Genomic DNA, 13,785 nt, shown 5'->3' on the forward strand with positions numbered 1-13,785 from the left:
ATTTTCTTATCAAGCTCGATATTAGGTTAGTTGATAATGTGATATTAAATGAGTTATCAAAAAGCAATAATAATTTGGTTTTAGTAAAGTTTATTTGCGGAGAGAGTGGGATTCGAACCCACGGTACCCGTTAAGATACACACGCTCTCCAGGCGTGCCAGTTCAGCCACTCCTGCATCTCTCCGTTAAGGGTAATTAAAATTTCAGGGCTCAAATATATTCAATATGCTTTTGTTTACAAAGTTTCTTAGTTGATATAATGGGAATTGAAAGTCAGAACCGATTACTAAAAGTAAATCCATTTAATACTTTGCGGAAAGGGAGGGATTCGAACCCTCGATACCAGTTACCCGGTATAACGGTTTTCGAGACCGCCCCGTTCAACCACTCCGGCACCTTTCCGAAATTCTTACCTGCAAAACTACAAATATCTGTTCAATTATTTCTGTTTACTTACTAAAGAACATTTTAATAGATATAAGAAACAATGAAATTGCAAATATTTTTTGAAGTGCTTCCTTTGGTACAGATACCGCAATCTTAGCTCCAATCCATCCGCCAAAAATAAATCCCAGACAGATAAGAGCTGCAATCTTCAAATCAACATATCCTTGTTGATAATATGAATACGCTGCCAGGATTCCGATTGGCGGAAGCATTAAAGCAAGTGTTGTGCCTTGTGCCTGATGTTGTGTTAATCCAAATATAAAAATCAAAGCTGGAACAATTATCACTCCGCCCCCGAGCCCGACAACGCCGCTGAATGTACCGGCAGCTAATCCAAGAATTACGAATAAAATTTCTTTAGGCATAACTTTTCATTTCCATATAAGAAAATAATTTTTTTTGTTTGTTAAATTTATAAGAATTAAGCACTAAAGGACAAAATCAATTGTTCTTCAATCAATCAGATGAAGCAACAGCAGTAAAAAAATCTATTCATTATAATCTGATATATGTTTAATTTAGCATCAGGAGACTGCAGAAAAATTTTGAACAATTTGATGAAGCTGTCAAACTGTGTTTAAGGAATTCTGTTATCTTTCGACAAGTGCAAGATGTCAAGCTTACGACAACAAGCTCAAGATGATAGACTGAGTATTTTTTTTCTGATGTTTTATAAAGTTATTTAATAATGCAACACAATATGGAAAATATTATCAGCCAACTTAGTTATTGCATTGAAAAGGGAAAGGTTAATATCTCCTCTAACCATCCTTCCGATTTAATTGGTAAGCCAGGTGTTACTGAATTAACCCGCGAAGCTTTGAATCTAAAAATACCGCCTGAAGTAATATTAAATGATGGTCTTTTATCCGGTATGAAAGCAGTTGGTGAAAAATTCCGGGATGGAATTATTTTTTTGCCTGAGGTACTAATTTCTGCAAAAGCTATGAACTCAGCAATGGAAATTCTAAGACCATATTTTATCAGTGGGGAAATAAGATTGAAGGGTAAACTGATCCTTGGTACTGTTGAGGGTGATTTACACGATATAGGAAAAAATATTGTGAAGATGGTTTTGGAAGGTGCTGGATGGGAAGTAATTGATCTTGGGATTAATGTTTCAGCGGATAAGTTTATTGATGCAATAAATCAGCATAAGGTAAAAGTAGTTGGGATGAGTGCGCTTCTATCTACAACTATGCTGAATATGTCTAACATAGTACAAAAAATAAAAGCAGAGTTTTCTGATATGATTATAGTTTTAGGAGGTGCACCGTTAACAAAAGGATTTGCTGAGTCAGTTAAAGCAAATCATTATTTTCCGGATCCTCAGAGTTTTTTGGATTACTTAGATAATAATCTTATTTAATAATCTTTTTAATAATCGTGAAAGATGATTTATTACAAAAACCATTCGATGTTCAGGAATACGAATTTAATCTGAATGATCTGAATATTTCTGAAATAAATTTTATAAGATCTTTAGGTTACTCCGGGTCGAGTGTTCCTGATCCTGTTGCTGAAAGTATCCATAATATCATCGGATATTTTCATAAAGAAATGAAAATAAGATGCGGCTATAAAAGATTTGATAGCTCAATGGTAAAAATTTTCAGTTCGTATTTTACAATAGAAAATCTGGATTTTAATTGCAAAAAGATTATCGGGAAATATTTAAAAGGCTCTGAATCATTAGTCTTTCTCGTTTGTACTTTGGGAGATGTATTTGAGAAGTTGTTGAATTCATTTGGCAGTAATAATGATTATCTGGAAATGTTTTTAACAGACAAGCTTGCTTCTGAGATAGTTGAAGCTTCAGCAGATAAAATGGAAATGATAATTGAGAAAAACTTGGAAAAAGAATCATTAAAAATCACTAATCGTTACAGCCCCGGTTATTGCGGCTGGGATGTATCTGAACAGAAGAAATTCTTTAGTCTGATGCCAGAGCGCTTTTGCGGAGTTACACTTTCCGAAGGTTCGATGATGATTCCGATTAAATCTGTAAGTGCGGTTTTAGGAATTGGTAAAGATGTCCAGCGAAAAGATTACGAGTGTTCAATTTGTGATGATGAATTCTGTTATAAAAGAAAAAAATATGAATAAAGTAGTTGAATTAATTCAGCATAAAAAGATTTTGGTTTCCGATGGTGCCTGGGGAACTCAATTGTTTTCTAAAGGATTGAAAACCGGTGTGTGTCCCGAAAGCTGGAATTTAGAGCATCCTGAAAAAGTTGCAGAGATTGCCGAAAGCTACTTAAATGCCGGAGCTGAATTAATATCCACCAATACTTTTGGTGCTAACAAATTTAAACTTGATCAATACGGATTAAGCGACAAACTTGAAACGATATGTTATACCGGTGCAAAGATTACAAAAAATATAATCAATGGCGATCAAATTGTTATTGGTTCAATCGGACCAACAGGAAAATTTTTAGCGATGGGTGATATAACTGTTTCAGATTTATATGATACATTTAAACTTCAGGCAATTGCTTTAGAATCAGGAGGTGCTGATGCTGTGTGTATCGAAACATTTTATGACCTTGATGAAGCTGAACAAGCAATTAAAGCAGTTAAAGAAAATACTAATCTGGAAGTAATTACCACATTTACTTTCGATAAAACTGATTATGGTTACAAAACACTAATGGGAATCAGTCCAAAACAAATGACTGAAAAGCTTATCATTTGCGGCGCTGATATTATTGGTGCAAACTGTGGAAGAGGATTTGCTGATATGATCGAAATTATTAAAGAAATCAGACACGTTTCTCAGATGATTCCTGTTTTAGTACAGCCGAATGCCGGCTTACCGGAAATTTTTGACGGTGTACTTGTTTATAAAGAAACTCCTGAATTTGTAGGAAGTATTGTTCCTGATCTGATTAATGCAGGTGCAAACATTATCGGAGGCTGCTGCGGAACAACTCCAGAGCACATTAAAGTAATTTCTGAAGTTGTAAATAATTATAGGGGAAATATTATAGCAGATTAGAATTGACTGACTTAACTGTATCAATCATTGAAAGATAATTTTCAAACTTTACATACTCTGGAACTGAATTACCTGACCCGATACAATAACCGCCGTTTCTGCCAAGCTTTTCAATATTAGTCAGAACCTGTTTGGAAACATCTTCCACTGTTCCTCTGCTCAATAAATCAACATCAATATTACCGATAAGACAAAGGTCTTTGCCATATTTTTCTTTAACTTCAAAAATACTCATTGCTTTAGGTTCAATAGGATGAAGTGCGGTAACTCCGCAATCAATTATCTTATTCATTACACTGAATAGAACACCATCGCTGTGATAGATTAAAGGTTTATTATACTTCTTAGCAAGGTCTCCGATTTTTTTTAACCAGCAGAAAAAGTATTTATCCAATACATTAGGCGATACAATCAATGAATTTGTATAAGCAATATCATCACTATACCAAAGCGCATCTACATTTTCATTTTGTGCAAAATATTCAAACATACTCAAGACCAGACTGCCCAATTTATTATTTAACTCGTCAATAAGACTTTCATTTTCAAACAGTGCATAAGAGAAAGATTCAAATCCCATCATTTCCCAGGTCATTGTAAAAATGTCGCCGTATTGTCCTATCACTCCCATTCCTTCAGGTAATAAAGATTTCACTCTTTCAAAATTTTCGTATGAAAAATCTTCTTTGGCAGGGAATAAATAATTGTCAAACGATTCTGAGTTAGTAATTACACCATTGCCCTCAGAAGCCCATTTTCTGAAGACGGTGCCGTCGTCATTATATGATAAGTTATTGCTAAGTCCGATCTTTGCCGGGTTAAAATCCGCTTTCGGCTGAAGTTTTATATAATCATATCCGGCATTAAACCAGAATTCAATTTCATCTTCTAATCCTTGTATTTTTTTTCCAATAAATCTTTCTTTGATCAGAGGATGAACGCCTAATTCAGCAATTGGGATGTAATTACAAGTTTGATTTCTTATTACTTTTAAGAATGATTGAACATCAGGTTTTGGGATAGATTTCATATACAAATAATTTTTATTCGAATTTCTGCAATTATTCTAATAACATCTATTGCTTTTATGCTTAATAATAATCAATTTCACCCTTGAAAAATAATCCCTTTGAGCAAAATGTTTAGGATAATAATTTCTTTCATACTAATAGTATTTCTGTTTGCCGGAATAATTGGTACGGCAAACCTGCTTTTCAAACCGAAACCGCCTTCTGATATTACCATAACAGCAGATATGTATATTAAAGCTGATAATAAGTTATCCATTAAAGAGATCGAAGAAATTACTGCTGCAAATAATTACTATTTTACTTCTGTAAATTTACTAAAATAAAATCCATCCTGTTGAGTAGCTTTTTTTTAACTCATCATTCATAAAATCTATTTTCAGCATAAAGGGTGAAACATTTAAATTGTTTTATTTTATTTTCTTAAATGATGCGGCAGGAGTTTCAGTTCGCTGTTAAAAAAGGGGAAACTGCCGGTAATCAGAGAAACCCGGAACACATTATTTTCAATTTATTTTAATTAAACAAAATCAGGCTTTATTTTAGATATAGAATTTAATTATTTAATGCAGATCAGAATACTTAAGAAATATAAAGACGATATATTAAATACATTCAAACTTGCCTATCCAGTAATGATCGGACAACTTGGGATTATTATGATGGGGGTTGTTGATAGTATGATGGTTGGCAGACTTGGCTCTGTTCAGCTTGCAGCAGCATCTCTCGGTAACAGTTTGGTATTTTTAATCCTAATACTTGGAATTGGCTCCTCAGCAGTAGTTACTCCATTAATAGCAATATTAATTGGCGGTAAAAGATTTTCCGAATGCGGTGTTTATTTCAGACAATCCTTATTGGTCAATGTTGTTTTATCTCTTGTGATGATAGCTATAATCTTTATCGGTATAAATTTTCTTGGTTATCTTAATCAGCCGGCAGAGATAATTAAATATGCAGTCATTTATATGGGGATAGTTTCTATTTCAGCTTTGCCATTAATGATTTATCAAACCTACAAGCAATTCATTGAAGGTTTTTCCATTATGAAACCAGCTATGATAATAGCTTTGCTTGCAAACATAATTAATGTTTTCGGCAACTGGGTTTTGATTTTTGGTAAGTTAGGAGTTCCAGCACTTGGATTGGCTGGCGCTGCCTGGTCAACATTTGCATCACGGGTATTTATGGCATCAGCGATGATGATTTATGTTATGAAGAATGAAAAGTTTAGAGAATATGATGTTAACTTTCATTTCCGCGGATTAAATTTTAAGGTGATTAAAAAAATAGTTCAATTGGGGATACCAAGCGGTTTTCAGAATTTCTTTGAAGTCGGCGCCTTTACCATTGCTGTAATTATGATCGGCTGGATTGGTGCAAATGAACTAGCTGCACATCAAATAGCAATCAATTTAGCTTCAATTACTTTTATGATAGTTCTTGGTATTTCGCAAGCATCAAGCATCAGGGTTGGTTATGCAATGGGTGAAAGAGATGTTCATAAAATCAGAAGAGCCGGGTTTACAGCAATTACACTCGGTGCAGGTATTATGGCAATTGCCGGAATTTTGTTCATTGGATTAAATCGCTTTTTACCTTCACTTTATATTAATGATAACAATGTAATTGATATAGCTTCCGGACTTTTAATAATTGCAGCATTGTTCCAGCTTTCTGATGGAATCCAGGCTGTAGGTATCGGAGTGCTCAGAGGTCTAACTGATATTAAAGGTCCGACTATTATTACTTTTACTGCATACTGGCTAATCAGTCTGCCGGTAGCCTACATACTGGCGTTTGTTTTTAACCAGGGCGTTTATGGGGTATGGGTTGGATTGTTAATCGGTTTAACAGTTGCAGCAGTTTTCCTGACGGTAAGGTTTAATTATAAAAGCAAACAGATAATTCAACTTTAATCAGTAAAGATTTTTGTAATTAACTTTGATTCAACTTCCTCAAATTCTTCCGGCAGTTTAGATGTTTGTTTGCTGATGAATTTACTTTTGCCTGCCAAAACATAAACAGGGATACCTTCATAAGCTGCTAAAACTGCCAGCATTCTGCTTCCGGTTTTATTAATTATTGATCCGTTTTTTAATAACTGATCAGCTCCTAAAACTACAATATCAATTTGTTTAATTATTTTACCGGCAGATGCTTCAGCGATTATCTGATTGTTTATTTTATTCTGTTTCAGTTCTTTAACCAGTATTTCTCCCTCGTTTAGGGGACGCGATTCACAAACAAACACTTTTAATTTTGGATTTACTTTCTTTAAGAGTTTGAATATTTCAATCAACGTTCTGCTATGTGAGATTGTCAGAACTGTATTATACTTACATAATTCTTTCTCAGCATTTTTGAAAATCCTTGTATTTATATCTGCATCATTTGCTTTAAAAAATTTAATAAGTGCTGTAAGCTCCTTAGTATTATTCTTCTTCAACGGGATTTTTAATTGGTTTACTAAATCCAAAATAGCGGGGAAGTGTGATAGCTTTTTTTTAACCAGCGGCAGTGCTGATTTTAATCCTGATAGATTCCTGCTGTTTTCTTCTAAATAATCTAAAAATCTTTTTAATATTTCACTTGAGCCATGAACTTTATCATTAAGTATGCTGTTTAGTAATATCTTTTTTTTCATATCGTTAAAAATCGTAATCGTATGTTGGGTCTTTTTTTATCTGGATTGACTTCTCATTATCAGAAGAAAAATTTTCAGAAACCTGACTTATGTTTCTAAACAAATCTTCTTTTGATTTATAATCCTTGAGATAATAGATCCTGACCTGATTACGGTTTTTTATCAGCCAGTTAAGGGTTATTTTCATTTTCTCAAAGTCTTCATCGGTTGGGTTTGATTTTGAGTTTATTGTATTATTGTAAAAATCATCCAATGCCGGATCGAATTTATTTTTTTTATCGTGCAGATAATTTCTTATATAAATTTTACCCTCAATCATTAACACAAAATCATTTTCAAATCTTGAAATTACTTCGAATAGTACTTTTGCTTTATTAACCGGTTCAGCAAGTATAGATGATTTATGAGTTTGATTAAGGATGAAATCCACTAATTCTTTAATCTCCGCTGCCTGTTCATATTTTTGCCTGGCGGAGTATTCTTTCATTTTGTTTAATAGTCTATCCAGTACAAATTGATTTTTCCCATAAAGAAAATCATAAACTTTCTCCAGTTCATTTTTATAATCAGCTTCATCATTATTTTCGCATGGAGCAGTGCATCTGCGGATATCATAAAGGAAGCAGGCTCTGTTTTTCTTAAAATCCTTATCTGAACATTCTCGAATTGCAAAAGACTTGTTTATGAACTCAAGTGTTTCTGCTGCTTTTTTACGTGATATAAATAAACCAAAATAATCATTGCCATCAAAATCAAAATGATTTGTTAACTCCAGATTTGGATATTTATGAGTTTTATTTATTCTTAAAAAATATTTATTACCAAATAACTTTAACTGTGCATTATGTTTTGGTTCAAGGATTTTTATTGTTTCAGCTTCGGTTAATAATGCTGTTAATTCAGTGTTGGTTATTATATGTTTTAATCTGACAGCTTGTTTAACAATTTTCTGAGCTTTTCGTAACGCAGAAGGCGAGAAATAACTTTTAACACGATCTCTGATTGACTTAGCTTTACCTACATAAATTATCTCATCTTTTTTATTTGTGAAATAATAAATTCCCGGTGCATTCGGCAGTGCAAGGTAATCTTCCTGCAATTCCTTTTTCACATTTGTTAAATAATTATGCTGATAACCTTTTTGATAGCTTAATAATTCGCCGACAGTTTTAATTTTATCTTTATCCTGAAGTTCTCTTATCATTTTTATAAGCACTTTTGCAGTTATTTCAGCATCACCAAGCGCTCTATGAGAATTTTTATTTTTAAGATTCAGGAAATCAGCTACTGATGAGAGAGATTTACTTTTTAAATCAGGATAAATGTTTCTTGCAAGTTTTAATGTGCAGCAGGATTCATCACTGATAAATTCTCTTCCGCTCAGCATAAACTCAGTATTAAGAAACGAAGAATCGAATGGGAAATTATGAGCAGTTAAAACAGTATTGTCAATAAAATTTATAACTTCATCAACAACTTCAGAAAATACCGGTGCACCAATTACATCATAATTATCAATTCCTGTAAGAGATGTAATAAACGCAGGTATGTAGGTTTGCGGATTGATTAGATAATGCAGTCTATCAGTAATCTTCAGCCCTTCAATTTTTACGATAGCTATTTCAATAACCCGGTTTTTATTTGCTGATAAACCAGTGGTTTCAACATCCACAACACTGAATGAAGCTTTTTCTAATGGTGTTAGTAAAATATTATCGTATTGCATATTTAAATCTATATTAAACTATACTATCAATCAAAGCTAACTTTATTTCTGAATTACTCGCATTTTGGATATATTTCTTAAAACAAATTAGGAAAACATGTCCTCAATCAATATACTTTTCGTTGGTGATATCATCGGTCAACCCGGTATGGATATTGTACAAACCTGGCTTCCCAGTATAATTCAAAAATACAAAGCTGATTTTGTGATTGTAAATGGAGAAAATGCTTCAGACGGAAAAGGCTGCACTGATAAAGAAGGTCAGAAGCTTTTTAATATTGGTGTAAACGTAATTACAGGCGGTAACCATACCTGGGATAAACATCAATCACAGGATTATTTGAAAGCAGAACCACGATCTCTTCGTCCTTTGAATTACCCCAAAGGTACTCATGGAAATGGATATTATATAAGCGAAGTAAATGGACAGAAGATAGCAGTAATAAATCTGCAAGGCAGAACTTTTATGACTCCGATTGATTGTCCGTTCAGATCAATGGATTGGATTTTAGCAAAGCTGAAACAAGAAACAAAAATTTTTATTGTAGATTTTCACGCTGAAGCTACTGCTGAAAAAATGGCAATGGCTCAATATCTTGATGGTAAAGTAAGTATGTTAATCGGTACACATACGCATATTCAAACTGCTGATGAAAGAATTCTACCAAACGGAACAGGCTATATAACTGATGTTGGAATGACAGGTCCCTATGATTCTGTAATTGGTATGAAATCAACTGCTGCAGTTAACAGGTTTTTATTTGCAACCCCACAGAAATATGAAACTGCCAAAGATAATATCCACTTAGCCGGAATGTTTTTTAAAGTTGATGCTGAAACAGGAAAAACTATAGAGCTTGAAAGAATATTTTTCCCGGAGTTTGATAAATTAATTGTAAATAAAGATGTTGAATCATCCTCCGCACAGAATTGATAAAGTTTGAAAGTTAAGAAAGTGATAAGGATGCATGCGGAGATCTCACAAAGAATACTGACAGTAGTAAACCAGAGTTTGTTTGCAAAATGAAAAAAACCGTTTCACTTAGGTAAAAGTTGTAATACAAAATATTAAAGGGAGAGAAAATGAAATTAATAGATGGTAAAAAAGTTGCGGCTGATATCCGCAATGAGCTTAAAGAAAAAATATCTAAATTAAAAACAGATGGGAAGAATGTTCCTGGTTTAGTTGCAATAATTGTGGGTGATGATCCTGCTTCACATATTTATGTTTCCAGTAAAGGAAAAGCTTGCGAAGAAGTCGGGATGCGGACAAAAACAGAAAAACTTCCAGCAGACATATCAGAAGTTCAATTGCTTGAATTGATAAAATCGTATAATGAGAATAAAGATTATCACGGAATCTTAGTACAGCTTCCTTTACCAAAGCATATCAATGAAGATAAAATAATTGAAACTATTTCATCGAAAAAAGATGTTGACGGATTTCATCCGATTTCCGTAGGCAATCTTGTTATCGGTAAAGATACTTTTGCTTCATGCACTCCGGCTGGTATTCAGGAATTACTAATCCGTTATAACATTGAAACAAAAGGTAAGCATGTTGTTGTCGTCGGAAGAAGCAATATCGTTGGTAAACCAATTACAAATATAATGCTGCAAAAAGCTGAAGGAGCGAATTCAATTGTTACAATTGTTCACTCTGCCGCAAAAGATATTTCTTATTATACTAAACAGGCTGATATCTTGATTGCTGCAATTGGTAAGCCTGAAATGATAAAAGCAGATATGGTAAAAGAAGGCGTGGTAGTTGTTGATGTTGGAATAAACAGAATTGATGATCAGTCGAAACCAAAAGGATACAGAATAGTAGGTGATGTTGATTTTGAAAATGTTTCAAAAAAATCTTCATATATTACTCCTGTCCCCGGCGGAGTTGGACCAATGACAATTGCTATGTTATTAAGTAATACTTTTAAAGCGTATAATCTTTATGGTGAAAAATGAGTTTAAAAGATCTGCTGTCAGATAAAAATATTACAAAGATCTTAAATGATTTTACTGATTTTGAAAAATCATTTATAAAAGGAAAAACAGCGGTTGATAAAAAAGAATTAGCTGGAATGATCGATCATACATTACTAAAACCCGAAGCAACTCTAACTGAGATCAAACATCTTTGTGAAGAAGCTATTCAGCATAATTTTGCTTCGGTTTGCGTAAATCCATCTTATGTTTCAGCTTGTTTTGATCTTCTGAAATCTTCAAATGTTAAAGTCTGCACAGTTATTGGATTTCCGCTTGGTGCAACAACAACCCAATCTAAGTTTCTTGAAGCAGAAGAAGCAATTAAAAATGGTGCAGAAGAGCTTGATATGGTGATCAATGTCGGCAGATTGAAAGATAAAGACTACGATTATGTATATAATGATTTGAAAACAATTGCAGATCTTTCTAAAAAACATTTATGTACTTCTAAAGTTATACTTGAAACTTGTCTTCTGACAGACAAAGAAAAAGTTGCTGCTTGCATAATGGCAAAGGAAGCAGGGCTGGATTTTGTTAAAACATCAACCGGATTTTCTAAAGCCGGAGCAACAATTCAGGATGTAGCGCTGATGAAATTTGTTGTTGGAGATAAGCATAAAGTTAAAGCTGCCGGCGGAATCCGCTCTTATGAAGATGCTGTTGCAATGATAAATGCAGGTGCAAACAGATTAGGTGCAAGTGCCGGAGTTAAAATTATTTCCGGACAAAAGTCTGATAGCAACTATTAAAATAATTTCTTTAATCATTTGGAAAAATATTTTATTGTTATAAAATGATTTTTCTATTAAACCAATGTGTAAATTATTCTTAGTACCAAAAACTATCTTTAATGGTAATCGACTTAGTTATAACAAAGACAAATGATGGTTACACTGCTGAAGTTCCCTCTATCAAAGGTTGTGAAAGCTGGGCACATGATGAAGACACAGTTATTGAGAAAATAATTGATTTAAGTTCATTTTATTTACAAGTGCCTGTCAAACAACTGAAAATTGACCGCGCAAGGAAAGAAGAAAACAGGATTATTTATAAACTTATTTTTGATAAATAAATTTTGTGAGAAATCATAAGACTGAAAAACGAATCGCGAAAATTACCCGGGTTATTAAGTCCCGCCAGCATTCTTTAACTGTTGTACTTGAAAATATTCACGATCCTCATAATGTTTCAGCAATTTTCAGAACCTGCGATGCAGTTGGTATCCCTAAAGTCAATTTGATTTATAATTTTGAAACTTTTCCAAAAATTGGTAAAAAATCATCTGCGTCTGCTTTTAAGTGGGTTGAAAAAGAAAAATTCAAAACTGTTGATAAGTGTTATTCTGAACTGCGTAATAAAGGGTTTAAAATATTTGCTTCCTCTTTAACCGATCACTCAAAAAAACTGTACGAGCTTGATTTAACAAAGAAAGTGGCAATTGTTGTAGGTAACGAACATCGAGGAGTTTCTGAAGAAGCTGCAAAAAATGCCGATGATGTTTTTTTAATTCCACAATTTGGAATGGTGCAGAGTCTGAATGTTTCTGTAGCAGCTGCGGTTATTTTGTATGAAGCAATGAGGCAGAGAATGAATAAAGGTATGTATAATAAAAGTGAACTGGATACTGCTGCTTTGGAAAAAATAATTGATGAATGGTGTGAGAAATAATTGATTAAAAACTTCTCAAAAGTAAAATCTGTAAAAGGGGAATTAAACCTGACAGGTGATAAATCAATATCACATCGGGCGATTATATTTTCTGGTATGGCTTCAGGTAAATCATCAATTACAAATCTTTCTCAGGGCCACGATGTAATTTCAACACTGGTTTTGATGCATAATCTTGGAGCAGGTGTATTAACAAAAAACAGAAGTGTGATTATAAACGGTCTTGGTTATAAAGGATTTGAAGCTCCTTCTTCTGAATTATACTGCGGAAATTCAGGAACGACAGCAAGATTAATCTCAGGTCTTTTAGCTGTACAAAAATTTTCCTCTAAATTAACTGGTGATGAATCGCTTTCTAAAAGACCAATGAAAAGGGTAATTGAACCATTAAAGAAAATGGGCGCACAATTTATAACTAATGAAAATTATACATTACCTTTTACTATTAATCCAGCTGAAAAAACAATAAATATAACTTATGAAATGCCAGTTGCAAGTGCTCAGGTAAAGAGTGCAATCTTGATCGCTGGTTTACATTCGGAAGATGAAACAACAATTATTGAAAAGGACAGAACCAGAAATCACACTGAACTGATGCTTGGATTGCCTGTAAAAACTGAAAATGAAAAAATTATTTCTTCATCTTCGTTAAAATATTATCCTTCTGCAAATGAATATTTTATTCCCGGCGATATTTCAACTTCTGCATTTCATATTGTGTTAACACTGTTAACATCTGATTCCGAGCTTAAGATTAATAATGTTTCACTAAATCCAACAAGAACAGGGTTTATTGAAGTATTAAAAAAAATGGGTGCTGATATCAAATATGAGGATATTAAATTCTCTAGCAATGAACCGTACGGAAATGTTATAGTTAAATCATCAGTTCTGAAAAACATTAAAATTAATTCCGATATAATTCCCAATATAATTGATGAGATTCCTATACTTACTATTGCCGGAATATTTGCTGATGGGGATTTTGAAATCAGGAATGCAAAGGAACTTCGCGTAAAGGAGTCTGACAGGATTAAATCTTTATGTTACAATCTTAATTTGCTGGGATTGGATATTGATGAATTTGATGATGGATTCATTATATCCGGTGGTATCAAAAAATCAGATTTGTCTTTTCAAAGTTTTAATGATCATAGAATTGCAATGACATTTGCAATTTTAAGTATGTTATTAGAAAGCGGGGGAGAAGTAAATGATTTTGAATGTGTCAGTATTTCAAATCCAAAATTTGAAAATCAGATTAATTCAATTATTCAATAAA

At 33.2% G+C, this 13,785-nt stretch carries 15 protein-coding genes and 2 tRNA genes; 11 read left to right on the plus strand and 6 right to left on the minus strand.

Annotated elements, in window-relative coordinates; translation table 11 throughout:
- Positions 1-97 precede the first annotated feature (97 nt).
- From ROY99_09845 to ROY99_09855, 3 genes are all read right to left on the minus strand, one after another.
- Positions 98-184, minus strand: a tRNA-Ser gene (locus tag ROY99_09845).
- 129 nt (positions 185-313) lie between these two features.
- Positions 314-402, minus strand: a tRNA-Ser gene (locus tag ROY99_09850).
- Positions 403-449: 47 nt separating this feature from the next.
- Positions 450-812: a sulfite exporter TauE/SafE family protein gene (locus tag ROY99_09855; GenBank protein ID MDT3696681.1), complete on the minus strand. Its 363-nt coding sequence runs from the start codon at positions 810-812 to the stop codon at positions 450-452.
- A 335-nt stretch (positions 813-1,147) separates the two neighbouring features.
- Here ROY99_09855 and ROY99_09860 point away from each other — a divergent pair, with 335 nt between their 5' ends.
- The 3 genes from ROY99_09860 to ROY99_09870 are packed head-to-tail and all read left to right on the plus strand — an operon-like array spanning position 1,148 to position 3,448.
- A complete protein-coding gene (locus tag ROY99_09860) occupies positions 1,148-1,816 on the plus strand; it encodes a cobalamin-dependent protein (GenBank protein MDT3696682.1) in 669 nt (222 codons plus the stop codon).
- Positions 1,817-1,833: 17 nt separating this feature from the next.
- Positions 1,834-2,553, plus strand: coding sequence for a vitamin B12 dependent-methionine synthase activation domain-containing protein (locus ROY99_09865; protein ID MDT3696683.1), 720 nt, complete (start codon positions 1,834-1,836; stop codon positions 2,551-2,553).
- A complete protein-coding gene (locus ROY99_09870) occupies positions 2,546-3,448 on the plus strand; it encodes a homocysteine S-methyltransferase family protein (GenBank protein ID MDT3696684.1) in 903 nt (300 codons plus the stop codon). Before ROY99_09865 ends, ROY99_09870 begins: the two co-directional genes overlap by 8 nt.
- Here the strand turns inward: ROY99_09870 and ROY99_09875 are convergent.
- On the minus strand, positions 3,435-4,478 hold the full coding sequence (locus ROY99_09875; GenBank protein ID MDT3696685.1) for a uroporphyrinogen decarboxylase family protein: 1,044 nt from the start codon (positions 4,476-4,478) through the stop codon (positions 3,435-3,437). The two genes, ROY99_09870 and ROY99_09875, sit on opposite strands and share 14 nt — an antisense overlap.
- A gap of 108 nt (positions 4,479-4,586) precedes the next feature.
- Here ROY99_09875 and ROY99_09880 point away from each other — a divergent pair, with 108 nt between their 5' ends.
- Both ROY99_09880 and ROY99_09885 read left to right on the plus strand, forming a co-directional pair.
- Complete coding sequence (locus tag ROY99_09880; GenBank protein ID MDT3696686.1) at positions 4,587-4,802, plus strand: hypothetical protein; 216 nt, start codon at positions 4,587-4,589, stop codon at positions 4,800-4,802.
- A gap of 240 nt (positions 4,803-5,042) precedes the next feature.
- Positions 5,043-6,395, plus strand: a complete 1,353-nt coding sequence (locus ROY99_09885) for an MATE family efflux transporter (GenBank protein MDT3696687.1) — start codon at positions 5,043-5,045, stop codon at positions 6,393-6,395.
- Here ROY99_09885 and ROY99_09890 read toward each other — a convergent pair.
- Positions 6,392-7,123, minus strand: a complete 732-nt coding sequence (locus ROY99_09890; protein MDT3696688.1) for a hypothetical protein — start codon at positions 7,121-7,123, stop codon at positions 6,392-6,394. The genes ROY99_09885 and ROY99_09890 overlap by 4 nt on opposite strands.
- Before the next feature lie 4 nt (positions 7,124-7,127).
- Positions 7,128-8,849: an exonuclease domain-containing protein gene (locus ROY99_09895; protein ID MDT3696689.1), complete on the minus strand. Its 1,722-nt coding sequence runs from the start codon at positions 8,847-8,849 to the stop codon at positions 7,128-7,130.
- A gap of 97 nt (positions 8,850-8,946) precedes the next feature.
- Here ROY99_09895 and ROY99_09900 point away from each other — a divergent pair, with 97 nt between their 5' ends.
- From ROY99_09900 to aroA, 6 genes are all read left to right on the plus strand, one after another.
- The gene (locus ROY99_09900) at positions 8,947-9,783 is read left to right on the plus strand and encodes a TIGR00282 family metallophosphoesterase (protein ID MDT3696690.1); all 837 of its coding nucleotides are present in this window, start codon (positions 8,947-8,949) and stop codon (positions 9,781-9,783) included.
- A 149-nt stretch (positions 9,784-9,932) separates the two neighbouring features.
- Entirely contained in the window at positions 9,933-10,814 is an 882-nt protein-coding gene (folD, locus tag ROY99_09905) for a bifunctional methylenetetrahydrofolate dehydrogenase/methenyltetrahydrofolate cyclohydrolase FolD (protein ID MDT3696691.1), read from the plus strand.
- Complete coding sequence (gene deoC, locus ROY99_09910) at positions 10,811-11,584, plus strand: deoxyribose-phosphate aldolase (GenBank protein ID MDT3696692.1); 774 nt, start codon at positions 10,811-10,813, stop codon at positions 11,582-11,584. The genes folD and deoC overlap by 4 nt, the downstream gene beginning before the upstream one ends.
- Before the next feature lie 101 nt (positions 11,585-11,685).
- Positions 11,686-11,907 carry a hypothetical protein gene (locus tag ROY99_09915; GenBank protein MDT3696693.1) on the plus strand — a complete coding sequence of 74 codons (222 nt, stop codon included), beginning with the start codon at positions 11,686-11,688 and terminating at the stop codon, positions 11,905-11,907.
- Between the two features lie 5 nt (positions 11,908-11,912).
- Positions 11,913-12,503 (plus strand): TrmH family RNA methyltransferase, encoded by a 591-nt coding sequence (locus ROY99_09920; protein ID MDT3696694.1) that lies wholly within the window; start codon positions 11,913-11,915, stop codon positions 12,501-12,503.
- On the plus strand, positions 12,504-13,784 hold the full coding sequence (gene aroA / locus ROY99_09925; protein MDT3696695.1) for a 3-phosphoshikimate 1-carboxyvinyltransferase: 1,281 nt from the start codon (positions 12,504-12,506) through the stop codon (positions 13,782-13,784).
- The last annotated feature ends 1 nt before the right edge of the window (position 13,785 follow it).

The sequence above is a fragment of the Ignavibacterium sp. genome (assembly GCA_032027145.1).
Lineage (GTDB): Bacteria > Bacteroidota > Ignavibacteria > Ignavibacteriales > Ignavibacteriaceae > IGN3.

Coding starts and splice junctions, on each gene's coding strand:
- ROY99_09900 (MDT3696690.1), top strand. CDS start 8,947: ATGTCCTCAATCAATATACTTTTCGTTGGTGATATCATCGGTCAACCC.
- ROY99_09855 (MDT3696681.1), bottom strand. CDS start 812: ATGCCTAAAGAAATTTTATTCGTAATTCTTGGATTAGCTGCCGGTACA.
- ROY99_09895 (MDT3696689.1), bottom strand. CDS start 8,849: ATGCAATACGATAATATTTTACTAACACCATTAGAAAAAGCTTCATTC.
- ROY99_09870 (MDT3696684.1), top strand. CDS start 2,546: ATGAATAAAGTAGTTGAATTAATTCAGCATAAAAAGATTTTGGTTTCC.
- ROY99_09875 (MDT3696685.1), bottom strand. CDS start 4,478: ATGAAATCTATCCCAAAACCTGATGTTCAATCATTCTTAAAAGTAATA.
- deoC (MDT3696692.1), top strand. CDS start 10,811: ATGAGTTTAAAAGATCTGCTGTCAGATAAAAATATTACAAAGATCTTA.
- folD (MDT3696691.1), top strand. CDS start 9,933: ATGAAATTAATAGATGGTAAAAAAGTTGCGGCTGATATCCGCAATGAG.
- ROY99_09860 (MDT3696682.1), top strand. CDS start 1,148: ATGGAAAATATTATCAGCCAACTTAGTTATTGCATTGAAAAGGGAAAG.
- ROY99_09880 (MDT3696686.1), top strand. CDS start 4,587: ATGTTTAGGATAATAATTTCTTTCATACTAATAGTATTTCTGTTTGCC.
- ROY99_09915 (MDT3696693.1), top strand. CDS start 11,686: ATGGTAATCGACTTAGTTATAACAAAGACAAATGATGGTTACACTGCT.
- ROY99_09890 (MDT3696688.1), bottom strand. CDS start 7,123: ATGAAAAAAAAGATATTACTAAACAGCATACTTAATGATAAAGTTCAT.
- ROY99_09885 (MDT3696687.1), top strand. CDS start 5,043: ATGCAGATCAGAATACTTAAGAAATATAAAGACGATATATTAAATACA.